Here is a 24541-nt window from a genome sequence, read left to right as displayed (position 1 = left end):
CGGGGCGGAGGCGAGGTTGAACGCGTTCAACTCGGCAGCGTAGAGTCAGCCGCGAGCTTCATTTGAACGCGTTCAAGAGGGGGGTGCCCGCCATGGGCAAGGGCACGACCGAACTGGTGGACCTGGTGGTCCTGCTCGGCATGGGAGCCGTCCTGCCGCTCGGCCTCGCGCTGATCGACGAACCCGGACTCGCCCGGATCCGCCGCCTCTGGCCGCTCGCCGCCGTCCCCGGGGCACTTTCGCTCTGGCTGCCGCGCGGAGCCGCCACCGGCCCGGCCGTCCTCTACGCGCTCGGAACCCTGGCCGTGGCCCTGCACGCGCCGCTGCGACTGGCCCGCACCCGCTCGCTCGCCCCCGCCGAGATCGCGGTGCTCACCGCGCTCACCGCGCCCTCCGTGGCCGGGGTCGCCCTGGTCGCCGAACGCTCCGGCTACCCGCTCTTCGGCTTCGAGCCGCACATCCTGGCGCTGACCGTCCCGCACTTCCACTACGCCGGGTTCACCGCCGCGCTCGTCGCCGGGCTGGTCTGCCGGGCCGCCCCGGCCTCCCGGGCGGCCCGCTGCGCGGCGCTGAGCGTGCCGGCGGGCACCCTGCTGGTCCTGGCCGGGTACTTCCTCGGCAACTGGTGGCAGTTCGCCGGAGCGGTCGTGCTGACCACCGGGATGTGGCTGGTCGGCCTGGTCAGCTGGCGCGAACTCCGCCCGCGCGGCGGGAACGCGGCCACCGCCCGGCTGCTGGCCGCGTCCTCGGCCGTCCTGGCGCTCACCATGCTGCTCGCCCTGTGGTGGGCCCTGGGCCGCGCCGCCGGACTCCCCCACCCCACCCTGGCCTGGATGGCCGCCACCCACGGCCTCGGCAACGCGCTCGGCTTCGCCCTCTGCGCGCTCCTCGCCTGGCGCCGGATCACCGCCCTCCCGGAGGACCACCGATGAACGACCACGGCGACGACTACAGCTACCCCGAGCGGGGCGCCAGCCGAACCGGCGAACTGCCCTCCGGATACCGCCACCTGCGGCACCGGGCCCGGATCGGCCACGGTCGCGCGGCGCTGGAGGTCGCCGGGGCCGCGCTGCTCGGCTGGCGGATGCACCGGCTGGCCGGCGTGCGGATCGAGGCGGAGGCCGAGGAGGCGGCCGCGGGCGTCGCCGTGCGCTGCGGGATCGGCGTCGGGCCGCTGCGGGCGAGCGCGCCGAACCGGGTGCTGGCCGCCGTCACCGGCCCGGACCGGTACGGGTTCACGTACGGGACCAGGCACGGCCACCTGGGCCGGGGCGAGGAGACCTTCCTGGTCGAGCTCGCGCCGGACGGGGAGGTCTGGTTCAGCGTCACGGCGTTCAGCCGACCGGTCGCCTGGTGGGCCCGGCTGGCCGGGCCGCTGTTCCCGCTCCTCCAGCACGCCTTCGCCCGGCGCTGCGGGCGGGTGCTGGCCGCGATCGCGGCGGACGCGGCGTGAAACGGCCGGCCGGAACGCCGCCAGGCCGGTTCCGGAACGCCGAGCCCGCGCGCCAGGCCTTGTGCGCCAGGCCTTGTGCGCCAGGCCTTGTGCGCCAGGCCTTGTGCGTCAGGCCTTGTGCGTCAGGCCTTGTGGGCGGGGACGGTGACCAGCAGGGCGCCGGTGTTCTGGACCCGGACCTCGAAGTGGTCGATGTCGCCCGGCTGGAGGGCCGCGCCGCCGGTGGTGTGCACCGCGGCCTGGTCGTCCGGGTCGCGCCCATAGCCGGCCGCCGGGACGCTCCAGGTGGTCACCGTCTGGTGCTCGCCGGTGTGCGAGACCGCGACCAGGTTGCAAGTCAACGGGCCCTGGACGCCGGACAGTTGCAGACTGATCTGGCTGCCCCAGGTCTTTCCGTCCAGGCCGACGGTGGCCTTGGCGCCGGTGCTCGGGTCGGTGGCACTGAACTGCTCGGCGACGGCGACCACCGCGGGCACGGTGTCGGCGGTGAGCACCGCCGCGGTCACGGCCGGGCCGGCCGCGACCATCGCGGTGGCGGCCAGGGTGAGCACCAGCCGGCGCACCCGGCCGCGCCGCCGGACGGTCGTGACCTCGGCGACCAGCCGGTCCAGGAGCCGCCCGTCCGGGCGCGGGGCGGGCTCGGACGGGTCCAGGCCGGCGGCCCTGACCGACTCGGCGTACTCGGCCAACATCGGCTCCAGGACGCCGAGTTCCTCCAGCTGCTCGGCGCACTGCGGGCAGTCGGCCAGATGCCGTTCGAAGGTTGCTCGCTCGGCGGGCTGCAGCAGGCCGAGGACGTACGCGCCGATGTGGACGTGCTCGGCGCCGTCGGGCACGCCGGGGCCGGCGTCGGGGGGCTTGGTCACGATGTCACTCCCCGTTCCTCCAGCGCGAGCCTGAGCGAGCGCAGTGCGTAGTACACCCGGGACCGTACGGTGCCGGCCGGGATGCCGAGTTCGGCGGCCGCCTCGTTGGCGGTGCGGCCCTTCAGGTAGGTCTCGACGATGATCTCGCGGTGTGCGGGTGAGAGGGCGCCGAGCGCGTCGGCGACGCTCATCATCCGCAGCGCCCGGTCGATCTCGTCCTCGGCGGGCAGCTGCTCCAGCGCCGCCACGTCCACCTCGCGCGGTCGGGCACGGGCGCTGCGGTGGTCGTCGATGACGATCCGGCGCGCGACGGTGACCAGCCACGGCCGCAGCGAGCCGACCTGCGGGTCGAGCCGGTGGATGTTGCGCCAGGCGCGCACCAGCGTCTCCTGGACGATGTCCTCGGCGCGCTGGCGGTCCCCCGCGACCAGGTGGAGCACAAAGCCGAAGAGCGGTCCGGCGTGCTCGCGGTACAGGGCCCGCATCAGCTCCTCGTCCGCGGCGCCGGTGCCGTGGGCGGCGGGGCCGCCGGCGGGGCGCTCCTCGGTCACCACTTCATCGTTGCGCACCCGGGCCTCCCGGTCGAGGGCGGTGGTCGGCATCGGTCAGCGGCCCTCGGTCAGTAGCCCGGTGCGCTGGGCGCCGGGGTGGGCTTGGCCGGCGCCGGGGAGCCGGGCGTCCCGCTGCCGCCGGCCATCGCCTTGCCGCCGGTGGGGGTCACCGCGAACCAGGTGCCGCCCACGCCCTGGCCTTTGGTGTCGCCGGGCTTGGTGTCGGGCGAGTAGCGGTAGACCGGCCAGCCGTTGAGGGTGATCTGCTTGCTGCCGTCGGAGCGGGTCACGGTGCCGACCAGCTTGCTGTCGATGCCCTTCACTGCGACGTTGCCGGCGGCGTGCTCGGGCGGCCAGACGGTGGCGCAGCCACCGTTGCAGTGGGACTCCGAGGGGTTGCTCGCGTCCTGGTCGAAGCGGTAGAGCGTGAAGCCGGCGCCGTCGGTGACGATCGTGCCGAGCGTGGGGTCGTGAGTGCTCTGCAGCGTCGCGGCCGCCGGTGCGCCCGAGCCGGCGGACGTGCTCGGCGTGCTGGGCTTGCTCGACGTGCCGGACCCTGATGACCCGCAGCCGGCGACCAGCGCGGCCACGGCGAGGCCGGAGGCGGCCAGCACGGCGGCCCGGCGGGTGCGGGGTGTGCTGCGCATGGGATGCCTCCCGGATCGGTGCACGGACTGGACACCCTTCTGTACGGTCGGTGGTGGCCGGGTGCTCAACGCCCGTCAATGCGCATCAGTGCTCATCAGCGCTCGTCCGGGCTCGGCAGGGCTCGTCGACGCCCATCAGGGCTCACCGACCCAGAAGCCCCGGAATACCCCGTCGTGGATCACCGTTGTGGGCGGCAGATGGTCCGTACCGCCGGCTTGGAAGGGAAGGATTCGCGAGATGAGCAACATGGTCGAGCTGACCAAGGAGAACTTCGACGACATCGTCCCCGGTCCGGAGGGCAAGGACTTCGTCTTCATCGACTTCTGGGCCTCCTGGTGCGGGCCCTGCCGCCAGTTCGCCCCGGTGTACGAGAAGGCCGCCGAGCGCCACCCCGACCTGGTGTTCGCCAAGGTGGACACCGAGGCGCAGCAGGAGCTGGCCGCCGCGTTCGACATCCAGTCGATCCCGACGCTGGCGATCATCCGCGAGGGCGTGCTCGTCTTCTCGCAGCCCGGCGCGCTGCCCGAGGCGGTGTTCGAGGACCTGATCGGCCAGGCCCGCAACCTGGACATGGCCGAGGTGAAGCGCAAGGTGGCGGAGGAGCAGGCGGCCGACGGCCAGGTCTGACGCCCACCGCCTGCGAGGGCCCGGGGAGCGTCCGCCGTTCCCCGGGCCCCGTCATGCCGGCGGTCCGCTCTCCGCGCCCCAGGCGGCGAGCCGGGCCGCGAGCGTCCGCACCTCCGCCCGCAGCTCGGCGGGCTCGCGGACGGTGAACGGCCAACCGGTGCCGGCCAGCATGATCGCGGCGCCCTCCAGGCTCTGGGCCCGGGCCCGCAGCAGCACCCGGTCCTCGGCGAGCTCGGTGAGCGTGCCGACGACGGGCGGCAGCCGGCGGCGGGCCTCGGCGAGCGTGGTGCCCAGCTCGACCTCCACCCGGTACCGCCAGGGCACTCCGGCCAGTGACTCCACCACCCGCTGCACCGGGTCGACGTCCTCGGGCGGTTCGAAGCCGGTGCCGCCCTGCTCGACGCGCTCGATCCGGTCCAGCCGGAAGGTCCGCGGCTCGCCGCTGCGGTGGTCGAGCCCGGTGGTGTACCAGCGGCCGGAGTGGAAGACCAGGCCGTACGGGTCGAACTCGCGCTCGCTGGGCCTGTCCTCGCGGTCCCGGTAGGCCAGCCGCACCCGGCGTCGGCGGCGGGCCGCCTCGGCCAGCGCGAACAGCGCGGCGGCGGCCGGGCTCGGACCCGCGGTCGGCGCGGCGGTCAGGCCGAGGGTCTGTTCGACGGCCGTGATCCGCTCGCGCAGCGGCGGGGGCAGCACCCGCTGGATCTTGGCGAGCGCCGTCTCGGCGGCCCGCTCGCCCACCGACAGGCCAGAACTGCGGCCGGCCAGCAGGCCGAGGACCACCGAGGCGGCCTCGTCGGGGCTGAGCATCAGGGGCGGGAGCCGGTAGCCGGGGAGCAGGCGGTAGCCGCCGTGGCGACCGCGCTCGGAGCGGACCGGGATGCCGAGTTCGGCCAGGCGCGAGACGTAGCGGCGGACGGTGCGCTCGTCCACGTCGAGTCGGGCGGCCAGTTCGGCGCCGGTCAGACCGGGGCGGTCCTGGAGCAGTTCCAACAGGGCGAGCACGCGGCTGACCGGGTGTTCCACCGGAGGCGCTCCTTTCTCCCGGGACTTCGGGTCCGCCTCCCGCGGCATCCCGCGACATCCCGCGATATCCGGGTCGGATCCGTCCGGATTCGATCCTAGAGTCGGCGGTGACGGCGGTCCCACCGACGAAGGAGCGATCCATCATGAGCACGTTCGTACTGGTTCCCGGGTTCTGGCTCGGCGCCTGGGCCTGGGACGGCGTGGCCGGGCCGTTGCGCGCGGCCGGGCACCAGGTCTTCCCGGTGACTCTGCCCGGCCTGGCCGAACGGGCCGGTGAGAAGGGCGACTTGGGGCTGGAGGACCACATCGCCGACCTGGCCGACCTGCTGGTGCGCGAGGACCTCTGGGAGGTCCTGCTGGTCGCCCACAGCGGTGCCTGTGCCCCGGTGGGCGGCGTCGCGGACCGGATGCCGGAGCGGATCCGGCGGGTGGTCTACCTGGACAGCGGCCCGCTGGCCGACGGCGCCTCGGTCTACGACCTGTGGCAGCCCGACTTCCGGGAGGTCGCCGACGCCGCGGTGGTCGACGGCCGCCTCCCGATGCCGTCCTGGGAGTTCATGGCCGCCCACGGCTCCAGCCCGGAGGGCCTGGACGAGGCCGCGTTGGCCCGGATCGGCGCCCGGTTGACCCCGCACCCGGTCGGCGCGTACCGGGACGCGCTGCGGCTGACCGGCGCCGGGGCCGCGCTGCCGCAGGCGCTGGTCACCTGCTCCTTCCCGCTCGAGCGGGTGCGGGCGATGATCGCGGCCGGCCACCCGTGGTTCGCCGGCATGGACGGGCCGAACTGGGAGCTGCGCGAACTGCCCACCGGCCACTGGCCGATGTTCTCCCGCCCGGCCGACACGGCGGCGCTGCTGGCGGAGCTGGCGGCAATCTGATCCCGTCCGCGTGTTCGCCCGCGCGAACACGCCGCCGCGTCGCAGGATGGCCCCACGCCACGCCCGGGTAGGGGTGCCGGGTAGGGGGCACGGACGGCCGCATAGCCTGCCCGTGCCCGGGTGGCCGGTGAAACGACGCGCGACGATCGCGAGACGATGGAGGACGGGACACATGACCAGCAGCACCGCCGAGGAGTACGACGTCATCGTGGTGGGCGCCGGCCCGACCGGCGAGAACGTGGCCGACCGGACCGCCGCGGCCGGGCTGCGCACGGTGATCGTGGAAGCCGAGCTGGTCGGTGGCGAGTGCTCGTACTGGGCCTGCATGCCGAGCAAGGCGCTGCTGCGCCCGGCCGCCGCGCTGAGTGACGCCCGGTCGGTGGGCGGTGCCCGCGAGGCGGTCGGCGGCGGGCGGCTGGACGCCGCCGCGGTGCTGGCCCGGCGGGACTCCTTCACCTCGAACTGGAAGGACGACGGCCAGGTGCAGTGGCTGCGGGACACCGGCATCGAGCTGGTCCGCGGCCACGGCCGGCTGGCGGGGGTGCGGACCGTCGCCGTGGAGGCGGAGGACGGCAGCGAGCGGGTGCTCACCGCCCGGCACGCCGTCGCCGTGTGCACCGGCAGCCGGCCGGTGCTCCCCTCCGGGGTGCCCGGGCTGGCCGAGGCGCACCCGTGGACCAACCGGGAGGCGACCGGCTCGTCGACCGTCCCCGGGCGGCTCGCGGTGGTCGGCGGCGGGGTGGTCGGGGTGGAGATGGCCACCGCCTGGCGGGCGCTCGGCGCCGAGGTCGTCCTCCTGGTGCGCGGCGACGCGCTGCTCCCGCGGACGGAGCCCTTCGCGGGCGAGCTGGTCGCCGACGGCCTGCGGGAGGCGGGGGTGGACCTCCGCTTCGGCACCGAGGTCGCCGCGCTGGAGCGCAGCGGGGCCGCCGGGCCCGTCGTGCTGACGCTCGCCGACGGCGGGCGGCTGACCGTCGACGAGGTGCTGTACGCGACCGGACGGGCCCCGCGCACCGCCGACGTCGGGCTGGAGCAGGTCGGGCTGCGGCCGGGCGACTGGCTGGACGTGGACGACAGCTGCACGGTGCTCGGGGTGGACGGCGAGTGGCTCTACGCCGCCGGGGACGTCAACCACCGGGCGCTCCTCACCCACCAGGGCAAGTACCAGGCCCGGATCACGGGCGCGGCGATCGTGGCCCGCGCCCAGGGGCGCCCGCTGGACACCTCGCGCTGGGGCGCGCACTCTGCGTCGGCCGACCTGGCGGGCGCGCCGCAGGTCGTGTTCACGCAACCGGAGGTCGCGGCCGTCGGCCTGACCCTGGAGGCGGCCGAACGGCTCGGGCTGCGGGTCAAGTCCGTCGACCACGACCTCGGGGCCGTCGCCGGCGCCTCGCTGTACGCCGACGGCTACCGCGGCCGCGCCCGGGTCGTCTACGACCTGGACCGCGAAGTGATCGTCGGCGCCTGCCTGGTCGGGCCCGCCGTCGCCGAACTGCTCCACTCGGCCACCGTCGCGGTGGTCGGCGAGGTGCCGATCGACCGGCTCTGGCACGCCGTCCCCGCGTACCCGACGATCAGCGAGGTGTGGCTGCGGCTGCTGGAGGGCTGCCGGGGGTGATCCGCCACCCGGGTGAGCGGCGCGGCGAGATGTGACCTCCGGCGGACGGCGGGACACTGGCAGTCGGGGGGCGTCCCGGGGGGCCGTGCTCGTGACCAGGTGGTGTGAGGCATGACCGAGGTGCTGTTGGCCGTCGGAACCGAGAAGGGCCTCTTTCTCGGCCGCAGCCGCGACCGGCTGGACTGGGAGTTCAGCGGGCCGCACTTCCCGATGAACGCGATCTACTCCGTCTCGATCGACCGCCGCGGGGGCCGGACCAGACTTCTGGTCGGCGCCGACAGCAGCCACTGGGGGCCCTCCGTCTGGCGCTCCGACGACCTCGGCACCGGCTGGTATGAGCCGCCGCGGCCGGCGATCCGCTTCCCCGAGTCCACCGGCGCCTCGCTCACCCGGGTCTGGCAGCTCCAGCCCGCCGGGCCGGAGGCCCCCGGGGTGGTGTACGCCGGCACCGAGCCGGCCGCGCTGTTCCGCTCCACCGACGGCGGTGAGACCTTCGCCCTGGTCCGGTCGCTCTGGGAGCACCCCCAGCGGGCGGCATGGGGCGCCGGCTACGGCGGCCAGGGCCTGCACACCATCGTGACCGACCCCCGTGACCCCCAGCGGCTGCTGGTCGCCGTCTCCAGCGGCGGCGTCTACCGCAGCAAGGACGGCGGCGACAGCTGGGAGCCGTCCAACACCGGCCTGCGCGCCGAGTTCCTGCCCCCGGACGGCCAGTACCCCGAGTTCGGCCAGTGCGTCCACAAGATCGCCCCGGACCCGGTCCATCAGGACCGGCTCTACCTGCAGAACCACGGCGGCGTCTACCGCAGCGACGACTGGGGCGGCAGCTGGCGCTCCATCACCGACGGACTGCCCGCCGAGTTCGGCTTCGCCGTCGCCGCCCACCCGCGCCGCGCCGACACCGCCTACCTCTTCCCGCTCGGCGGCGCCGACGACCGGATCCCGCCCGGCCGCCGCTGCCGGGTCTTCCGCACCACCGACGGCGGCAGCAGCTGGCAGCAGCTCGCCGACGGGCTGCCCGGCGAGGACCACTACGGCATCGTGCTGCGCGACGCCCTGCGCACCGACGACGCCGAACCGGCCGGGATCTACTTCGGCAACCGGACCGGGGAGGTCTACGGCAGCCGGGACGAGGGCGAGAGCTGGTCGCTGCTGATCTCCCACCTGCCGGACGTGCTCTGCGTCCGCGCCGCGGTGGTGGGCTGAGCGCCGATCGGCTGGGCGCTCAGCCGCAGGGTCGCCGGGCGCTGCGGTCGGAGGACCCGCCGGTCGAAAACCTGTTGCCGGGACGCTCCGGCCCGGTGAGCATGAGCCGCCGAAGGACGTCTCGTGAGGTGGGGTGGGGCCGTGACCGGAGCGGACCGGGTGGTCAGGCGGAACGGCGGGGGCACACCGGTGGTGCGCTACCGGCCCGGCGAGCGGGCGGGACGGCCCTGGGCCGACCTGCTGGAGGTCCTGGACGACTCGCTGGACGCGGCGGGCGCGGCGGAGTTCGTCCGCGCCGAGCTGCCCGGGTGGGTGGTCTCCGCCGGCCCCGAGCTCGGGCGGCGACTGCTGGAGCGGGGCGCCCGGCCGCTGCGGCACGCCCACGCCTTCCGGCGTGACCTGCGGGCCGATCCCCCGCCCGCCGGCTGGGCCGGAGCGCCGCTGCGCGAGGGCCTGCGGGCGGTGCCCTGCGACCGCGGGCCCGAGGAGCTGCTGGAATCCTGGCGGGCCGCCTTCCACCCCGGCCATGTGGACCGCTTCCCCGGGGACGACGCCCAGGCGCTCGCCGAGAGGATCGGTCCGCTGCTCGCCGGAGCGGACATCGGCCCCGTGCTGCCCTCCAGCGCGCTCGCGGTGGACGCCGAGGACCGGGTTGTCGCCGCGGCCGTGCTCACCGACCGGGGTGGTCTGCCGTGGGTCGCCGAGGTGTTCCGCCACCCCCGGCTCGGCTACCCCGGCCTCGGCGCCGACCTGCTGCGCCGGGCGATCGCGGACGCCGCCGGCCGCGGGCTGGCCGAGGTGCACCTGGCCGTCTCCGAGGGCAATCCGGCCCGCCGGGTGTACGAGGCGATGGGCTTCGTGCTCCAGCGGACCTCGCTCACCGTGATCGTGCCGGAGAGCGACACGGACGAAGGGTAGGGCGTCGGCCGGTGTGCGCCCGGGCGCTGCGCAGCACGACCGTCGTCAGGTCCGCGCCGCACGCGCTCACGGCCGATCGGAGGCTTCCCCGGGGCGCGGGAAATCCGCTGGTCGGAGGGGCTGTGTAGGCTCAACGGTCATGGCGAGGGTGACACGGGACGATGTGGCGCGGGCGGCGGGGACGTCGACCGCGGTCGTGAGTTATGTGATCAACGACGGGCCCCGGCCGGTGGCACCGGCCACCCGGGCCCGGGTGCTCGCCGCGGTCGAGGAACTCGGCTACCGCCCCAACCGGGTCGCCCAGGCGATGGCCCGGCGGCGGACCGACCTGCTCGGCATGGTCGTCCCGGACGCCCGCCAGCCCTTCTTCGCCGGGCTCGCCCACGCCGTCGAGCAGGCCGCCACCGAGCACGGCCGGCTGCTGCTGATCGGCAACTCCGACTACGCCGACGAGCGCGAGGCGCACTACATCCGCGCCTTCCTCGGCATGCAGGTGGACGGTCTGATCCTGGTCACTCAGGACCCGGCCACTCCCGGGCTGACCGGTTTCGACTCGGCCGACGGCACCCCGGTCGTGCTGCTGCACCACCGTACGGAGACCGTCGGCGGTGTGGCCGTGGTGGCGGACGACGAGGGCGGCGCCCGCGAGGTGGTCCGCCACCTGCTCGACCACGGCCACGCCGAGGTGCACTGCTTCGGCGGCACCCTGGCGCTCAGCCCGCTCGACCCGGTCACCGGGCGGACGGCCGGCTGGGCCGCGGCGCTGGCCGACGCCGGGGTGTCGGCCGAGGGGCGGCTCACCCCGGCTCCCTTCGACCGGGTCCGCGCGCACGCCGAGGCGCTCGCCCTGCTGGCCCGGCCGGACCGGCCGTCCGCCGTGTTCTGCGCGACGGACGACCAGGCGATCGGCCTGCTGCGGGCCGCCGACGATCTCGGCCTGCGGGTTCCGGAGGACCTCGCGGTGGCCGGCTTCGACGACATCGCCGAGGCGGTGATCGCCGGGCCGGCGCTGACCACCGTCACCACCGGGCAGGACGCGATGGCCCGGGCCGCGGTGGACCTCGTCCTCGGCGGGGCGGAGCGCCGCGCCGCCGGGGCCAGGACCTTCCCGGCCGAGCTGGTGGTGCGGCGCTCCTGCGGCTGCCCCTCCCCGGGCCGCTCGACCTGAGGTCGAACGGCCGGGGTTGAGCGGTCAGTTCAGCTGGAAGGTGGCCTCGACCGGGTAGTGGTCGCTGGGCGCGTTGGTGTCCAGCTGCCCCGGCGCCCAGCCGGCCTGCGGGTCGAAGTCGACCTTGACGTCGGACATCCCGGCCGGCACCGGTCGGCCCGGGGCGTTGAGGTAGCCGATGTAGTCGAGGTCGTCCCGGTAGTCCTTCGGGAAGGTCTCGACGCCCGACATGTACTGGCACCAGGAGGAGACGGCGCAGTCCATGGTGGTGCGGTTCTGGCCGGGGACGGTGGCCGGGGTGCCGAGCACGCCGTTCACCGCGTTCTGCGCGTCGGTGTAGTCGCCGCGGCTCTGGCCGTGGAAGTACTCGACGTTGAGGTCGCCGCCGATCAGCACCGGCGCGCTGCTGCCGACGATCCCGTCCACCCAGGCGCGGATCTCGGCGAGCTGGCCGAGCCGGGTGGACTGGGTGGTGTCGGTGGAGGCGTCCGACTCGTCGGCCTGGAGGTGGGTGCCGACCACCCAGGACGTGGTGCCGTTCTTCTTCACCTGCACCAGCGCCGCGCCCTTGTTGGCGTGGTAGTCCCAGGTGCCGTAGGTGGAGTTGCTGAAGACGTGGGCGTACTGGGCGGCGATCGGGTACTTGGAGAGGATCATCGTGCCGCCGTTGATGACGAACCACGAGTTGGAGCAGTTGCCGCTGATGCCGGTCCAGCCGCCGCCGGAGCAGGTGCCGCCGACCACGGGGGTGCGGTAGGGGTAGAGGTCGGCGAGCTTGCTGTTGATGTCGGCGGTCGAGCTGTTGTTGAACTGCTCGTCCAGGATGACGACGTCCGCGTTGTGCTGACGGACGATCTGCTCGATCACCGGGGTGCGGCGAGCGGCCTGCTCGTTCTGGGTGCTGTCGACGACGGCGGTGCCGAGGTCGACGTTGAAGGCGAAGACGGAGAGCGTGGTCGGGCTCGCCGTGGTGGTGGCGAAGGCGGTCGGGCCGGTGCCGCCGAGCAGCAGGGCGGCGGCGGCCGCCGAGGTGAGGGCGGTGGCCGTGCGGCGCGAGAGCATGGGCGTTCTCCTGGGGGAGGGATCCGTCAATCCGGTGGGGCCCGGCGCCGGGAGGACCGGCCGCCGGGGATTGGCGGGGGAACGCTAGCTACCGCTCGGTACGTCGGGAAGAACGCCAGGCGATCGGTTCCGACCGATCATGTGGCCATGAGATGTCTGTACAGCTCGGGGCGGGTGGACGACAAGATGTCTGTACACCCTCGCACCGGGAGGCGGCGCGGCCATGAGCCTGCGTCAGCCGTCCGACAGTTCGTCCGCGAGCAGGTCCATCAGCAGGTTGTCGTGCCAGCTGCCGTCCGGGCCGCGCTCGTACTGGCGCATGGTGCCCACCGGACGGAAGCCGACCTTGCTGTAGCAGCGGATCGCGGCGGCGTTGTCCGCGGCCGGGTCGATCACCAGCCGGTGGTAGTGGTGGTCGTGCACCAGGTGCCGGGCCATGGTGCGCACCGCGTCGGTGCCCAGGCCCAGGCCGTGCACCGACGGGTCCAGGTAGAGGTCCATCCCGGCGTGCCGGTAGTCGTCGTCGTTGTTGGCGTACCACTGGACGGCGCCGACCACCTTGCCGCCCAGGTCGATCGCGAAGGTCTCGGTGTCGGGCGAGTCCAGATCCCTCGCGACCTCGTCGGCCAGGTCGTCGCCACCGCGCCAGCGGGCGAACACCTCGGGCGTGGCGCGGATCGCCGCCAGCGCCGGGATGTCGTCCGCGGTGGCCGGGCGGAGGGTGACCAGGGTGCCGTGCAGAATCGTCCCCATACGGGGCATGTTGGCACGGAAAGCGGTCCGCGGCGAGCGGTTTGGCCGCCCCGTCGGGGCCCGTGGAGCGCGCTGCCCGCACCCCGCGCGACCAGGGAGGATGCGCCCTCGCCGCGCGCCGCGATGTGGTGTGGTGTGATGCGGTGAGCGTCAGACGCGGCCGAGCCGGACGGCGGTGACCCCGCTGACGTAACGGGCGCCGCAGTGGTCGTCGGGAACGACCAGCTGCGGGCCGGCGGCGTCCAGCGGGGCGCCGTCCATGCTGGTGGCGAGCAGGATCCGGCGTCCGCCGAAGTCCGGATCGATCTCGGCCCAGGAGACCACGGCCCGGTGGCCGTCAGCGCCGACCACGTCGAGCAGGAAACGCAGCCGCTGCTTGCGGCCGGAGAAGTCGATCCGGGGCCGGGCGGCGAGCAGGACGTCCAGCAGTGCCGGTCCTTCGTAGCCGTGGCGCTGCTCGCCCTCGGCCAGACAGTCGAAGCTGACCTCGGCCCGGTGCGCGGGGAGGGTGCGCAACTGGTCGACGGTCAGCTCGGCGGGCCGGTCCAGGTGTCCGTGCAACCGGACGGTGGGTCTCGCGGGGGTCATGGTGCTCCTCCTCCCGGGTCGCGTCGCTGCGGCCCGGGAGGAGGGTTACCCGAGGGGGAGCTCAGCCATTCGCAGGCGCGAGGCTGAATGCCTGTTTTCATCGGTGATTGCGATGGACGATGGGGCCTGCAGCTTGCAGACGCCAGACGACGGCGGGGGCGCGCCGGAGGAGACGGCCCGGCGCGCCCCGCACCGATTGAAGCAACTCGGCAATCGGGGGGACGACTGGTTCCGGGCACCAGCCCGGAGGCTCTTCACTGGATGATTCGACAAGAAGATTCACGGCCGCCACGTTGGCACTTACGATGCGGAAAAGGCGCCGCCCCTCGCATGTGCGAGTGGTGATGCGCGTGAAGCACCACCCCGACACCGGGCGAGAGCGAGCGAGAGATGATCGTCGGCGACCTGCTGCACCTCGACGACCTGTCCATCCGACTGGCCTGGAGCACCCCCGAATTGCTCGACCGACCGGTCACCGGCGTGAGCTCCACCGACCTCCAGGACCCGGCCCGCTACCTCCAGCCCGGCGAACTGGTGCTCACCGGGCTGGTCTGGTGGCAGCCCGCCGACACCTCCGGCGCCCTGCGCTTCGCCACCGCGCTGCGCAGCGCGGGCGTGGCCGCACTGCTGGCGGGCGAGGGCACCCACGGCAGCATCCCGGACAGCCTGGCGGAGGCCTGCCGCACCCACGGCATCCCGCTGCTCGCGGTGCCCGCCGGGGTGAGCTTCCGGGCCGTCACCGACCGGATCTACCTCCGGCTCTGGGGCGATCTGCGGGCCGGGGCGCAGGACACCGCGGCCATTCCGGAGACCGTCCGGCGCGAACTGCTCGACCTGGTCCGCGCGGAGGCCGGGCCGGGCGAGGTGCTCGCCCACGCGGTCGGCCGCCTCGGGCTGCCGGACTGCTCGCTCAGCACGGCCGGCGGGCGTCCCGTCGTCGCCGTGGCGCCGAGTGCCGCGTCCGTACCGCTCGCTGGGCGCGGCGGCTCCGACCGCGGCGGCTCCGACCGCGGCGACTCCGACCGTGGCGACGCCGGGCTGCCGGTCGGCCCGCAGGACGGCTCCCCCTTCGACGGGTGGCGGCTGCGCGCCCACCCGCGCACCGCGGCCGCCGAACCGGTGCTGCACGCGCTGGCCGAACTACTCGCCCCGCTCGCCGCCCGCGCCCAGGCCGCGGCGGCCACCCGGCGCCGAGCCGCCGGACGGCTGCTGGACGCCCTCGCCGACGACGGCCGGCTCGCCGATCCGCTGGCGGCCTGCGGACTGCACGGCGCCGGGCCGCTGGTCGCGGTCGGCGCCCGGATCGACCCCGGCCGGTCGGGCGACGAGGTGCCGCCCGGCTGGGCGGCGCACGCCCTCGCCGAGGCGCTGCACCCGCTGGCGGCACCGTACGCGGCGGGCACCGACCGCACCGGGTCGACCGCCGCGCTGGTGGCCGCCCCCGTGGAACGGGTCGCCGAGCGGCTGCGCCGGGCGCGGCCCGCCCTCCAGGCCCGGCTGACCGGCCGGCGCACCCTGCGGATCGGCGTCGGCCCGGCCGCCCCGCCCGTCCCCGACTCCCTGCGCGCGGCACTGGTACAGGCCCGGTACGTGCTCGCGGGCGCACCCGGCCCGCTCGCCACCGCGGCCGAACTGGACTCACTGGACGGGCTGCTGCGCGGCATCCCGCCGGAGGTGACGGCCGCCTTCCACGCCCGGCTGCTGGCACCGCTGGCCGCCCACGACGACGAGAACAGCGTCTCGCTGCTGGGCACGCTGGCGGTGTTCCTGGAGCACGACGGCTCCTGGGCCCGGACGGCGGAGTCGCTGCACGTCCACGTCAACACCGTGCACTACCGGATCCGACGGATCGAGGAACTGACCGGCCGCAACCTGGCCCGGCTGCGCGACCGGATCGACCTGCGGGCGGCGCTGCTGTGCGCCCCCCGGCCCGTGGCGCACTGAAACGGCGAAGAATTCTTCGCGGCGGGTGTCGATCCGCCGCCGGCCCGATCGACGCAGGGGTGAGAGGCGGGGAGAGGCCCCGCCCACACGACCGAGGAGTCACCATGCCCCGCTTCATGACGCTGATCCGCGTCGACGAGAACGCCCGCGACGGCTGGGAGCCGGACCCGGGGTTCGAGCAGCGGATGGGGGCGCTGTTCGAGGAGATCACCAAGGCCGGGGTGATGCTGGAGACCGCCGGGCTGACCCCGACGGCCGAGGGCACCCGGCTGTCCTGGGCGGACGGGAAGATCGGCTACACCGACGGGCCGTTCACCGAGACCAAGGAGGTCGTCGGCGGCTACGCCATCATGCAGTGCAAGGACAAGGCCGAGGCCCTGGAGTGGACGCGCCGCTTCCTGCGGGTCCACCCGGCGAACTGGACCGTCGAGGCGGAGGTCCGGCAGATCGACGAGATGCCGCAGCCGCCGCGGTAACGCCGTTGCCGCTGTTGCCGGTGCTGTTGCCGGTGCTGTTGCTGCTGCTGTTGCTGCTGCTGTTGTTGCCGGTGTTGCCTCCGTGGCCTCCAGGGGCGGTGTTTGCCTCCCTCTCCGCCGGCTGCTCTGATGGGTGGCCGTGACGGAGAGGGATGCGGCGGCGGCCGTGGAGACGGTGTTCCGGATCGAGTCCGCGCGGATCATCGCCGCGGTCGCCCGGATCGTACGGGACGTGGGAATCGCCGAGGAGCTGGCGCAGGACGCCCTGGTGGCGGCGCTCGAGCAGTGGCCGCGCGACGGCGTCCCGGACAACCCGGGCGCCTGGCTGACAGCCACCGCCAAGCGGCGGGCGATCGACCTGGTGCGCCGCCGGGAGGTCTACGCCCGCAAACTCGCCGAGGTGGGGCGGGCGGTGGAGGACGTGCCGCCGCCGGAGCCGGTCGAACCGGACGACATCGACGACGACCTGCTGCGACTGATCTTCACCGCCTGCCACCCGGTGCTGTCCGCGCCCGCCCGGATCGCGCTCACCCTGCGGCTGCTGGGCGGGCTGACCACCCCCGAGATCGCCCGCGCCTTCCTGGTGCCCGAGGCGACGGTGGCGCAGCGGATCGTCCGGGCGAAGCGGACGCTCGCCAAGGCGGCCGTGCCGTTCGAGGTGCCGTACGGCGACGACCGGGCGCGGCGGCTCTCCTCGGTGCTGGAGGTCGTCTACCTGGTCTTCAACGAGGGCTACTCGGCCACCTCCGGAGACGACCTGCTGCGCCCCCAGCTGTGCGAGGAGGCCCTGCGGCTGGCCCGGGTGCTGGCGGCGCTGGTGCCCGGCGAGCCGGAGGCGCACGGGCTGGCCGCGCTGTTGGAGTTCCAGGCCTCCCGGACGGCCGCCCGGACCGGACCGGACGGGCGGCCGGTGCTGCTGGCCGAGCAGAACCGGGACCGCTGGGACGGGCTGCTGATCCGCCGCGGCTTCGACGCGCTCCAGCGGGCCGGCACCGGGCCGTACTCGGTGCAGGCCGCGATCGCCGCCTGCCACGCCAAGGCGCGGCGGTACGAGGACACCGACTGGGCCATGATCGCCACCCTGTACGGGCGGCTGCTCGCGCTGACGCCCTCACCGGTGGTGGCGCTGAACCGGGCGGTGGCCGTCTCGATGGCCCAGGGCCCGGCCGCCGCCCTGGAGTTGGTGGACGAGCTGGCGGCGGAACCGGCGCTGCGCGAGTACCACCTGCTGCCGAGCGTGCGGGGTGACCTGCTGGCCAGGTTGGGGCGGGCGGCGGAGGCGCGGGCGGAGTTCGAGCGGGCGGCGGGGCTGACCCGCAACGAGCGGGAGCGGGAGCTGCTGCGGGCGCGGGCGGCGGCGGCGGGTCAAGGCGGCGATGGTGCTGGGTGAAGGCGGCGGCGGGTGAGGCTAGTGAGGGTTTTCGTCCCGGCGCAGCCGGGCGCTGACCTCGCCGAGGCCCTCGGCGAGGACGGCCAGCTGCTCGCGGGTGAGCACGTCGATCAGCAGCTCGCGCACTAGGGCGACGTGCCCGGGGGCGGCCCGGCGGATCATCTCCCGGCCGGGGTCGGTGAGTTCGGCGATGACGCCGCGCACGTCGCTGGGGCAGGAGCGGCGACCCACCAGGCCCATCCGCTCCAGCTGGGTGACCTGGTAGGTCAGGCCGCTCTTGGAGGTGACCAGCTTCTCGGCCAGCTCCGTCATCCGGAGTGAGTCGCCCGGGGCGGCGGACAGGTGCACCAGGATCTCGTACTGCTGGTGCGAGAGACCGGAGTCCTCCTTGAGCTGGCGCTCCAGCCGGCGGTTGAGCAGGTTGCTCGCGACGACGAAGCCCCGCCAGGCGGCCATCTCGTCCTGGTCGAGCCAGCGGGGTTCGTTCAGTGAGGACATGGGGTGAAGCCTACTCCCGTTGTTCAAATTCGAACGAAGGTGTACCGTCGGCGAGTAGAGGTTCAAATTTGAACTATTCGCCTCGATCCCCCTCCGAGGAGGACGCCATGAGCGCCGCGGCCCCCGGGCGCATGCCCGCCCTGTACCTCTCGCACGGCGCGCCGCCGCTCGCCGACGACCCGGTCTGGCCCGCCGAGTTGGCCGCGTGGTCGGCCGACCTGCCACGCCCCGCGGCCGTCCTGATGGTCTCCGCCCACTGGGAGGAGGCCCCGCTCGCCGTCGGCGCCGTCACCACCGTCCCGCTGGTCTACGACTTCTGGGGCTTCCCCGAGCACTACTACCGGGTCCAGTACGCCGCCCCGGGCGCGCCGGAACTCGCCGAGCGCGTGCGCAAGCTGCTGCGCGCCCCCGGCACGCCCGTCCAGGACATCCCCGACCGCGGCCTCGACCACGGCGCGTACGTGCCGCTGGTCGAGATGTTCCCGGCGGCGGACATCCCGGTGCTGCAGATCTCCATGCCCACCCTCGACCCCCAGCGCCTGCTGGAGATCGGCCGCCGGCTCGCCCCGCTGCGCGACGAGGGCGTGCTGATCATCGGCAGCGGCTTCTTCACCCACAACCTGCGGGCGCTCAGCAGCGACGGACGGGTCACCTCGGTGATGGCCGAGTTCGACGACTGGGGCCGGCGCGCCCTGGACGCCCAGGACCTCGACGCGCTGCTCGACTTCGAATACAAGGCCCCGGCCGGACGCCTCGCCCACCCGCGCACCGAGCACTTCGCCCCGCTGTTCGTCACCCTCGGCGCCGGCGAGGCCGACCTCGGCAGCCAGCGCAGCGTCATCGACGGATTCTGGATGGGACTGGCCAAGCGGTCGGTCCAGCTGGGCTGACCGCCGGCGCGTCACAGCGCGCAGCAGGTGAAGCGCTCGCCGATGTGCTCGGGCTGCTCGATCTCGTCCACCAGGGCGACCGCGTAGTCCGGCACGGAGATCCGGCTACGGCCCTCGGCGTCGGTGAGCAGCTGCTCCAGGCCGGTCCGGTAGCGACCGGTCCGCTCCCCCGGGCCGATCTCAGCGGACGGGCTGAGCACCGTCCAGCGGACGTCGGAGACCGTCCGGTAGTAGTCCAGCGCCGCGCCGTGGGCGTGCATGATCTGCAGGACCGGCTCCGGCAGGCCCGGTGCGTCCCAGACCCGCACACCCGGCGCCGTCTCCAGGCTGCCCGCGCCGCCGACCACCACCAGCCGGGGCGCCCCGTCGCCGAGCGCGCGCAGGCCCTCGACCAGGGAGCGGGCCGCGGGCTCGATCAGCGCCGCGTGGCCGGGGCCGTCACCACCGCCGACGGCGCTGACCAGGACGTCCCGGCCGCGCGCGACCCGGGCCACGTCGGCCGGGTCCAGCACGTCGGCGCGCTCCACGGAGGCGGCCCCGCCCCGGTAGCGGGCCGGGTCGCGGACCACCGCGGTGACCTCGTGCCCGCGAGCCGCCGCCTCCACCACGACGGCACTGCCGATGCTGCCGTTGGCGCCGATCACGGCGATGCGGGCCATGGGGTACCTACCTGTCCGGGGGTCGGGGGCCGCCTGGTGGTCCGGGGGCCGGGTGTGCCGGACGGCGGAGTGTGCCGACCGACGTGGGACAGGTCGATTGTCCGGCGGCATCCCGGCGGCGGCCCGGGGGTTGGGCCTATCGTGTGACGGCCAGCCAGAAGCGCGTTCGAGGGAATGACCGGAAGAATGATCGTCATGAATGGTGACCCCGTACGGGAAACCCTGTACGAGTGTCTGCAGGTACTCGGCCCGCACACCCGGGACCGCGACTGGAGCGTCCCCGCCGGGCCGCTGGAGTGGAGCTGCCGCGACACGGCCGCCCACATCGCCCACGACCTGCTCGCCTACGCCGGCCAGCTCGCCGCCCGGCCCAGGGACCGGTACCTGCCGTTCGACCTCACCGTCGAGCCGGAGGCCGACCCGGACCAGGTCCTGGCCGTCGTCACCGCCGCCGGGCAGCTGCTCGGCAACGCCCTCGACGCCTCCCCGGACGACCTGCGCGCCTACCACCACGGGCCCTGCGACCCGGCCGGATTCGCGGCGATGGGCGTGGCCGAGCTGGTGCTGCACACCCATGACATCTCCCTCGGCCTCGGCCTGGACTGGCGGCTGCCCGAGGCGGCCAGCCGCTTCGTCCTCGCCCGGCTCTTCCCGAGCGCCCCGGAGGACCCGGAGGACCCGGAGGACCCGGACCCGGGGGCCGTCCTGCTCTGGTGCACCGGGCGTGGGGAACTGGACGGCCGCCCGCGCAGGACCTCGTGGAACTGGCGGGCGGCCAGGGGTGAGTGGCTGGACTGATCGGATCCGCTACGCGTCGCCGGTCGTGGCGGCGCGCTCGGCCCTGCTGCGCTCGACGCACAGTTCGTTGCCCTCCGGGTCGGCCAGGGTGACCCAGCCCTTGCCGTCCGGGGTGCGGTGGTCCGCCAGGACGGTGGCGCCCAGGGCCACCAGTCGCGCCACCTCCTCGTCCCGGCTGCGGTCCTGCGGCTGGAGGTCGAGGTGCACCCGGTTCTTCACCGCCTTGCCCTCGGGCACCCGGATGAAGAGCAGCGAGGCGCCGGCGGCGTCCACCACCGCCTCCTCGTCGCCCGGATTGTCGTCCTCGCCCAGGGTGCCGTCCAGCGCCTGGGCCCAGAAGCCGGCCAGGGCGTGCGGGTCGGCGCAGTCGATCGTCACGTGTCGCACCAGAGAAGCCATGCGCCTACTGTGACCCGCCCCGTTCGGGCCCGTCCAGTCGTTTGCGGGAGTGCCGGTGCCCGTCCAGCGGATACGGCGGGAAGGCCGGGACGATCTCCGCGAAGGCGTAGCCGCTCTTCTCCGCGACCCGGCAGGAGGCGTCGTTGTCCCCCGCGTGCAGCAGGTCGATCCGCCGCAGGCCGTCCTCGGCGAAGACGTCGAAGGCCCAGGCGGTGAGCGCGGCCACGGCGCGCGGGGCCACGCCCCGGCCGCGTGCCCGGGCCACCGTCCAGTAGCCCACCTCGGCCGTCGCCGCGCCGGGGGCGCCCCGCTTGAGCACGACGTTGCCGGCCAGTTCGCCGCCTTCGAGGACCGCGAAGGCGTAGCGGGTGCCGGCGGCCCGGCCCGCGCGCTGCAGGCCCAGCCAGTGCGCGACCTGCTCCGCGTCGGACGGCGGGTTGTGGGTGAAGCGGCGCAGGGTCTCGTCCCGGTAGGCCTCGATGAGGGCGGGCGCGTCGGCGTCCTCGAAGGGGCGCAGCAGCAGGCCGTCGGCTGTCGGGCGGGCGGTGAGGGCTGCCGTGACCGCGATCCCCGCGCTTCCCGCGCCCGGAGCCGGAGCCGGTGCCTGAGCCGTCGGTCGGTCGCTCATGGTCGTTCTCCCCCGTGGCTGCGCGTGATCAGGAAGGCCGATCCTCCCACCGGACGGACGGCCGTCGACAGGCCGGTTTGACCTTGACGCTGACGACAGGGTCGGAGGCTTGGCCGCATGAGCGACGAGAACATGACGGAGCAGCGGGTCGTGGTGGTCACCGGGGCCGGGACGGGGATCGGGCGGGCGACCGCGCGGGCGTTCGCGGCCGAGGGGGCGCGGGTGCTGGCGGTCGGGCGGCGGCCGGGGCCGCTGGCGGAGACGGCGAGCACGTACCTCGGGCTGATCGAGCCGGTGGTCGCGGACGTCACCGGGCCGCACGCGCCGGAGCAGATCGTCGGGGCCTCCCTGGAGCGGTACGGGCGGCTGGACGTCCTGGTCAACAATGCGGGGATCGTGCAGGGCGGGCGGGGCCTCGGCGGCTACCAGCGGGAGGGGATCGAGGCGCTGCTGTCCGTCAACCTGGTCGCCCCGGTGCTGCTCGGGCAGGCCGCGCTCCCGGCGCTGACCGAGAGCCGGGGCGTGGTGGTCAACGTCAGCACCGCCGTCGGGCAGCGCGGCTGGCCGTCCAACGCGGTGTACGCGGCGAGCAAGGCCGCCCTGGAGACGGTCACCCGCAGCTGGGCGGTGGAGCTGGCGCCGCGCGGCATCCGGGTGGTGGCGGTGGCGCCCGGGGCGATCGACACCCCGATCGGCGACCACTCCGGGTACGGCCCCGAACAGCAGGCCGCGGTGCGGTCGTGGCAGATCGCGCACACCCCGCTCGGCCGGATCGGGCGGCCGGAGGAGGTGGCCTGGGCGATCACCCGACTCGCCGCCCCGCAGGCCTCGTTCGTCACCGGCGTAGTGTTGTCGGTCGACGGGGGCGCGCTGGTGGCCTGAACGGCGGATCGCCTGAAGGACAGGACGGCGCGGACGGTCGGAGCGATAAGAACGGCGCGGACGGCGGGAGCGTGCGGGGTGCGGATCGGTGAGCTGGCGGAGCGGACGGGCAGTACCGCCCGGGCGCTGCGGCACTACGAACAGGCCGGACTGATCCACTCCGAGCGCGCCGCCAACGGCTACCGGGAGTACGGCGAGTCGGCGGTCGCACGGGTGCGCAACATCCGTGCGCTGGTGGGCGCCGGACTGACCCTGGAAGACCTCCGGCCACTGCTGGGCTGCCTGGACGGCGACGTGCTCTCGCGGCCGCCGTCCGAACGGATGCTGCGCACCGTCCGGGAGCGGCTGGCGGTGCTGGAGGCCCGGATCGCCGCCCAGACCGAGGCGCGGGACCGGCTGGTGGCGGCACTGGCCGCCGCCGGGAGCCCCGCCCACGGGTGACACCCCCGATCGGGGGTGTGCAGGGGGCGGACGGGAGAGGACAGTGGGCGCATGCAGATTCCACTCTCCGTCATGGACTTCCTCGACCGGGCCGAGCTGGTCTACGGCGACCGGGTCGGCATCGTCGACGAGCCGGTGCAGCCGGCCGAATCCTGGGGCGAGCTGAGCTACCGACGGATCGCCGAACTCGCCCGCGCCCAGGCGGCCGGGCTGGACCGGCTCGGTGTCGGGCCGGGCGAGCGGGTCGCGATCGTCTCGCACAACTCGGCCCGGCTGCTGACCTCCTTCTTCGGGGTGAGCGGGTACGGCCGGGTGCTGGTGCCGGTGAACTTCCGGCTGAAGGCCGAGGAGGTCGCGTACATCGTCGAGCAGAGCGGCGCCACCGTGCTGCTGGTCGATCCCGAACTCGCCGACGCCCTGGACGGGGTGGTGGCCAAGCACAAGTTCGTCCTCGGCGCGGACAGCGACGCCCTGCTCCACGACTTCGCCAACCAGCCCCGCCGGTACGCGATCTCCGAGAACGACACCGCCACCGTCAACTACACCAGCGGAACCACCGCCCGCCCCAAGGGCGTTCAGCTCACCCACCGCAACGTCTGGCTGAACGCGACCCTGATGGGCCTGCACTACGGCGCCAACGACCGGGACGTGTACCTGCACACCCTGCCGATGTTCCACGCCAACGGCTGGGGCCTGCCGTTCTCGCTCACCGGGCTCGGCGCGCGGCACATCGTGCTGCGCAAGGTCGACGGCGCGGAGATCCTGCGCCGGGTCGAGCGGCACGGGGTGACCTTCCTGTCCGGCGCGCCCGCCGTGGTCCAGCTGGTGCTGGACGCGGCCGCCGACTGGGACGGCCCGGTGCCCGGCCGGGACCGGGTGCGGATGATCGTGGCCGGGGCGCCGCCGCCGACCTCGGTGGTGCAGCAGGTCGAGGAGCAGCTGGGCTGGGAGTTCATGCAGCTCTACGGCCTGACCGAGACCGCCCCCATCGTCACGGTCAACCGCTCGCGCGCCGAGTGGGATGCCCTGCCGGCCGCCGAGCGGGCCGAGAAGCTGGTGCAGGCCGGCGCCCCGGCGCTCGGCACCCAGCTGCGGGTCGACCCCTCCGGCGAGGTGCTGGTGCGCTCCAACACCGTGCTCGACGGCTACTGGCAGCAGCCCGGGGCCACTGCCGAGGCGCTGCGCGACGGCTGGTTCCACACCGGCGACGGCGGCACCCTCACCGACGGCCAACTGACCATCTCCGACCGGAAGAAGGACGTCATCATCAGCGGTGGGGAGAACGTCTCCTCGATCGAGGTGGAGGACTGCCTCTACAGCCACCCCGCGGTGGCCGAGGCGGCGGTGATCGGGGTGCCGCACGAGAAGTGGGGCGAGACGGTCAAGGCGCTGGTGGTGCTCCGGGAGGACCGGCGGGACGTCACCGAGGCGGAGCTGATCGCGCACTGCAAGCAGCGGCTGGCCGGCTACAAGTCGCCCACCTCGGTGGAGTTCCGGGACGCGCTGCCGCGCACCGCCACCGGGAAGCTGCAGAAGTTCCGGCTGCGCGAGCCGTACTGGACGGGGCGGGAGCGGCAGGTCAACTGACGCCTCCACCGACCAGCCCGGCCTCCCTGGCGGCGAGGGCGAGTTCGGTCCGGTTGCGGACCCCGAGCTTGTGCATCGCGGACTTGAGGTAGCCGGTCACGGTGTTGCGGGTCAGCCCCAGGCGGGCGGCGATCTCCGGGTTGGTCCGGCCGGTCGCCGCCCAGCGCAGCACCTCGTGCTCGCGCGGGGTCAACGCCCGTGCGGGGGCCGCCGGTCGGGGCTCCTCCCGGCTCCAGGCGGCGGCCCCGGCGAGCGCCCGGGCCGCCGCCCGGGCCAGCGTGCCGACGGCGGAGATCCGGACGTCCCCGAACGGCACGACGGCGCGCACCGAGGCGTACACCACGCCGTGCACGGTGGCACCCTCCAGCAGGGGAACGGTCAGCATCGCGTACAGGTCCTCGGCGGCGACGGCCGCGTCGTAGTGGTGGGAGATGGTCGTCGCCGCCCGGTAGTCGGGCACCCAGGTGGGGGGGGGGGGGGGGGGGGGGGGGGGGGAGAAGGGGAGGGGGGGGGGGGGGGGGGGGGGGGGGGGGGGGGGGGGGTGGGGGGGGGGGGCGGGGGGGGGGGGGGGGGGGCTGGCTGCCCCGCAC

Annotated in this window: 28 protein-coding genes; 16 read left to right on the top strand and 12 right to left on the bottom strand. The window is 74.6% G+C overall.

What is annotated here, in order from left to right; translation table 11 throughout:
* Positions 1 to 92 precede the first annotated feature (92 nt).
* A complete protein-coding gene (locus ACZ4WV_RS20375) occupies positions 93 to 932 on the top strand; it encodes a YndJ family protein (RefSeq protein ID WP_465748588.1) in 840 nt (279 codons plus the stop codon).
* Positions 929 to 1453, top strand: coding sequence for a DUF1990 family protein (locus tag ACZ4WV_RS20370; RefSeq protein ID WP_465748586.1), 525 nt, complete (start codon positions 929 to 931; stop codon positions 1451 to 1453). The genes ACZ4WV_RS20375 and ACZ4WV_RS20370 overlap by 4 nt, the downstream gene beginning before the upstream one ends.
* A gap of 122 nt (positions 1454 to 1575) precedes the next feature.
* On the opposite strand, the gene ACZ4WV_RS20365 is transcribed toward ACZ4WV_RS20370, so the two are convergent.
* Genes ACZ4WV_RS20365 through ACZ4WV_RS20355 form a run of 3 tightly spaced genes read right to left on the bottom strand, consistent with a single transcriptional unit; the run spans position 1576 to position 3517 of the window.
* Positions 1576 to 2319, bottom strand: coding sequence for a zf-HC2 domain-containing protein (locus ACZ4WV_RS20365; protein ID WP_465748584.1), 744 nt, complete (start codon positions 2317 to 2319; stop codon positions 1576 to 1578).
* Positions 2316 to 2921: a sigma-70 family RNA polymerase sigma factor gene (locus tag ACZ4WV_RS20360; protein ID WP_465748582.1), complete on the bottom strand. Its 606-nt coding sequence runs from the start codon at positions 2919 to 2921 to the stop codon at positions 2316 to 2318. Before ACZ4WV_RS20360 ends, ACZ4WV_RS20365 begins: the two co-directional genes overlap by 4 nt.
* A gap of 17 nt (positions 2922 to 2938) precedes the next feature.
* The gene (locus tag ACZ4WV_RS20355; RefSeq protein WP_465748580.1) at positions 2939 to 3517 is read right to left on the bottom strand and encodes a hypothetical protein; all 579 of its coding nucleotides are present in this window, start codon (positions 3515 to 3517) and stop codon (positions 2939 to 2941) included.
* 238 nt (positions 3518 to 3755) lie between these two features.
* On the opposite strand from ACZ4WV_RS20355, the gene ACZ4WV_RS20350 reads away from it, so the two are divergent.
* Positions 3756 to 4145, top strand: a complete 390-nt coding sequence (locus ACZ4WV_RS20350; protein ID WP_465748578.1) for a thioredoxin family protein — start codon at positions 3756 to 3758, stop codon at positions 4143 to 4145.
* Between the two features lie 51 nt (positions 4146 to 4196).
* Here ACZ4WV_RS20350 and ACZ4WV_RS20345 read toward each other — a convergent pair whose 3' ends face one another.
* Positions 4197 to 5168 carry a helix-turn-helix transcriptional regulator gene (locus tag ACZ4WV_RS20345; protein ID WP_465748576.1) on the bottom strand — a complete coding sequence of 324 codons (972 nt, stop codon included), beginning with the start codon at positions 5166 to 5168 and terminating at the stop codon, positions 4197 to 4199.
* Positions 5169 to 5311: 143 nt separating this feature from the next.
* Here ACZ4WV_RS20345 and ACZ4WV_RS20340 point away from each other — a divergent pair, with 143 nt between their 5' ends.
* The 5 genes from ACZ4WV_RS20340 (at position 5312) to ACZ4WV_RS20320 (ending at position 10956) form a co-directional block, all read left to right on the top strand.
* Positions 5312 to 6046 (top strand): alpha/beta fold hydrolase, encoded by a 735-nt coding sequence (locus tag ACZ4WV_RS20340; protein WP_465748574.1) that lies wholly within the window; start codon positions 5312 to 5314, stop codon positions 6044 to 6046.
* Positions 6047 to 6218: 172 nt separating this feature from the next.
* Positions 6219 to 7664, top strand: coding sequence for a dihydrolipoyl dehydrogenase family protein (locus ACZ4WV_RS20335; RefSeq protein WP_465748572.1), 1446 nt, complete (start codon positions 6219 to 6221; stop codon positions 7662 to 7664).
* Between the two features lie 111 nt (positions 7665 to 7775).
* Positions 7776 to 8870, top strand: a complete 1095-nt coding sequence (locus tag ACZ4WV_RS20330; RefSeq protein ID WP_465748570.1) for a WD40/YVTN/BNR-like repeat-containing protein — start codon at positions 7776 to 7778, stop codon at positions 8868 to 8870.
* A 141-nt stretch (positions 8871 to 9011) separates the two neighbouring features.
* Complete coding sequence (locus ACZ4WV_RS20325) at positions 9012 to 9788, top strand: GNAT family N-acetyltransferase (protein WP_465748568.1); 777 nt, start codon at positions 9012 to 9014, stop codon at positions 9786 to 9788.
* Between the two features lie 139 nt (positions 9789 to 9927).
* Positions 9928 to 10956, top strand: coding sequence for a LacI family DNA-binding transcriptional regulator (locus ACZ4WV_RS20320; protein WP_465748566.1), 1029 nt, complete (start codon positions 9928 to 9930; stop codon positions 10954 to 10956).
* Between the two features lie 24 nt (positions 10957 to 10980).
* Here the strand turns inward: ACZ4WV_RS20320 and ACZ4WV_RS20315 are convergent, their stop codons facing one another.
* The 3 genes from ACZ4WV_RS20315 to ACZ4WV_RS20305 form a co-directional block, all read right to left on the bottom strand.
* Entirely contained in the window at positions 10981 to 12018 is a 1038-nt protein-coding gene (locus ACZ4WV_RS20315) for a sphingomyelin phosphodiesterase (protein ID WP_465748564.1), read from the bottom strand.
* A gap of 234 nt (positions 12019 to 12252) precedes the next feature.
* The gene (locus ACZ4WV_RS20310; protein ID WP_465748562.1) at positions 12253 to 12771 is read right to left on the bottom strand and encodes a GNAT family N-acetyltransferase; all 519 of its coding nucleotides are present in this window, start codon (positions 12769 to 12771) and stop codon (positions 12253 to 12255) included.
* A 150-nt stretch (positions 12772 to 12921) separates the two neighbouring features.
* The gene (locus tag ACZ4WV_RS20305) at positions 12922 to 13359 is read right to left on the bottom strand and encodes a molybdopterin-dependent oxidoreductase (RefSeq protein WP_465748560.1); all 438 of its coding nucleotides are present in this window, start codon (positions 13357 to 13359) and stop codon (positions 12922 to 12924) included.
* A 390-nt stretch (positions 13360 to 13749) separates the two neighbouring features.
* Here ACZ4WV_RS20305 and ACZ4WV_RS20300 point away from each other — a divergent pair, with 390 nt between their 5' ends.
* The 3 genes from ACZ4WV_RS20300 to ACZ4WV_RS20290 all read left to right on the top strand — a co-directional run bounded on the left by ACZ4WV_RS20300 (position 13750) and on the right by ACZ4WV_RS20290 (position 17169).
* Entirely contained in the window at positions 13750 to 15303 is a 1554-nt protein-coding gene (locus ACZ4WV_RS20300; protein ID WP_465748556.1) for a PucR family transcriptional regulator, read from the top strand.
* 104 nt (positions 15304 to 15407) lie between these two features.
* Positions 15408 to 15779, top strand: a complete 372-nt coding sequence (locus tag ACZ4WV_RS20295; RefSeq protein WP_465748554.1) for a YciI family protein — start codon at positions 15408 to 15410, stop codon at positions 15777 to 15779.
* Positions 15780 to 15918: 139 nt separating this feature from the next.
* Complete coding sequence (locus tag ACZ4WV_RS20290) at positions 15919 to 17169, top strand: RNA polymerase sigma factor (RefSeq protein WP_465748552.1); 1251 nt, start codon at positions 15919 to 15921, stop codon at positions 17167 to 17169.
* A gap of 18 nt (positions 17170 to 17187) precedes the next feature.
* Here ACZ4WV_RS20290 and ACZ4WV_RS20285 read toward each other — a convergent pair whose 3' ends face one another.
* Positions 17188 to 17658: a MarR family winged helix-turn-helix transcriptional regulator gene (locus ACZ4WV_RS20285; RefSeq protein WP_465748624.1), complete on the bottom strand. Its 471-nt coding sequence runs from the start codon at positions 17656 to 17658 to the stop codon at positions 17188 to 17190.
* Positions 17659 to 17774: 116 nt separating this feature from the next.
* On the opposite strand from ACZ4WV_RS20285, the gene ACZ4WV_RS20280 reads away from it, so the two are divergent.
* Positions 17775 to 18557, top strand: a complete 783-nt coding sequence (locus tag ACZ4WV_RS20280; protein ID WP_465748550.1) for a dioxygenase family protein — start codon at positions 17775 to 17777, stop codon at positions 18555 to 18557.
* 11 nt (positions 18558 to 18568) lie between these two features.
* Here the strand turns inward: ACZ4WV_RS20280 and ACZ4WV_RS20275 are convergent, their stop codons facing one another.
* Positions 18569 to 19216, bottom strand: a complete 648-nt coding sequence (locus ACZ4WV_RS20275; RefSeq protein WP_465748548.1) for an NAD(P)-dependent oxidoreductase — start codon at positions 19214 to 19216, stop codon at positions 18569 to 18571.
* 195 nt (positions 19217 to 19411) lie between these two features.
* Here ACZ4WV_RS20275 and ACZ4WV_RS20270 point away from each other — a divergent pair, with 195 nt between their 5' ends.
* A complete protein-coding gene (locus tag ACZ4WV_RS20270) occupies positions 19412 to 20014 on the top strand; it encodes a maleylpyruvate isomerase N-terminal domain-containing protein (RefSeq protein ID WP_465748546.1) in 603 nt (200 codons plus the stop codon).
* Between the two features lie 9 nt (positions 20015 to 20023).
* Here the strand turns inward: ACZ4WV_RS20270 and ACZ4WV_RS20265 are convergent, their stop codons facing one another.
* Positions 20024 to 20413: a VOC family protein gene (locus tag ACZ4WV_RS20265; protein ID WP_465748544.1), complete on the bottom strand. Its 390-nt coding sequence runs from the start codon at positions 20411 to 20413 to the stop codon at positions 20024 to 20026.
* A gap of 4 nt (positions 20414 to 20417) precedes the next feature.
* Positions 20418 to 21041: a GNAT family N-acetyltransferase gene (locus ACZ4WV_RS20260; RefSeq protein ID WP_465748542.1), complete on the bottom strand. Its 624-nt coding sequence runs from the start codon at positions 21039 to 21041 to the stop codon at positions 20418 to 20420.
* Between the two features lie 117 nt (positions 21042 to 21158).
* Here ACZ4WV_RS20260 and ACZ4WV_RS20255 point away from each other — a divergent pair, with 117 nt between their 5' ends.
* The 3 genes from ACZ4WV_RS20255 (at position 21159) to ACZ4WV_RS20245 (ending at position 23951) form a co-directional block, all read left to right on the top strand.
* Positions 21159 to 21923 (top strand): SDR family NAD(P)-dependent oxidoreductase, encoded by a 765-nt coding sequence (locus ACZ4WV_RS20255; protein WP_465748540.1) that lies wholly within the window; start codon positions 21159 to 21161, stop codon positions 21921 to 21923.
* A gap of 78 nt (positions 21924 to 22001) precedes the next feature.
* The gene (locus ACZ4WV_RS20250) at positions 22002 to 22364 is read left to right on the top strand and encodes a MerR family transcriptional regulator (protein ID WP_465748538.1); all 363 of its coding nucleotides are present in this window, start codon (positions 22002 to 22004) and stop codon (positions 22362 to 22364) included.
* A gap of 51 nt (positions 22365 to 22415) precedes the next feature.
* Positions 22416 to 23951, top strand: a complete 1536-nt coding sequence (locus tag ACZ4WV_RS20245) for an AMP-binding protein (protein ID WP_465748536.1) — start codon at positions 22416 to 22418, stop codon at positions 23949 to 23951.
* Here ACZ4WV_RS20245 and ACZ4WV_RS20240 read toward each other — a convergent pair.
* Positions 23944 to 24411, bottom strand: a complete 468-nt coding sequence (locus ACZ4WV_RS20240; protein ID WP_465748534.1) for a helix-turn-helix transcriptional regulator — start codon at positions 24409 to 24411, stop codon at positions 23944 to 23946. The genes ACZ4WV_RS20245 and ACZ4WV_RS20240 overlap by 8 nt on opposite strands.
* Between the last annotated feature and the right edge of the window lie 130 nt (positions 24412 to 24541).

This window comes from Kitasatospora sp. NPDC029312 (assembly GCF_055569215.1).
Note: the sequence above shows the minus strand (reverse complement) of the source record. Positions and strands in the feature narration are given on the sequence as shown.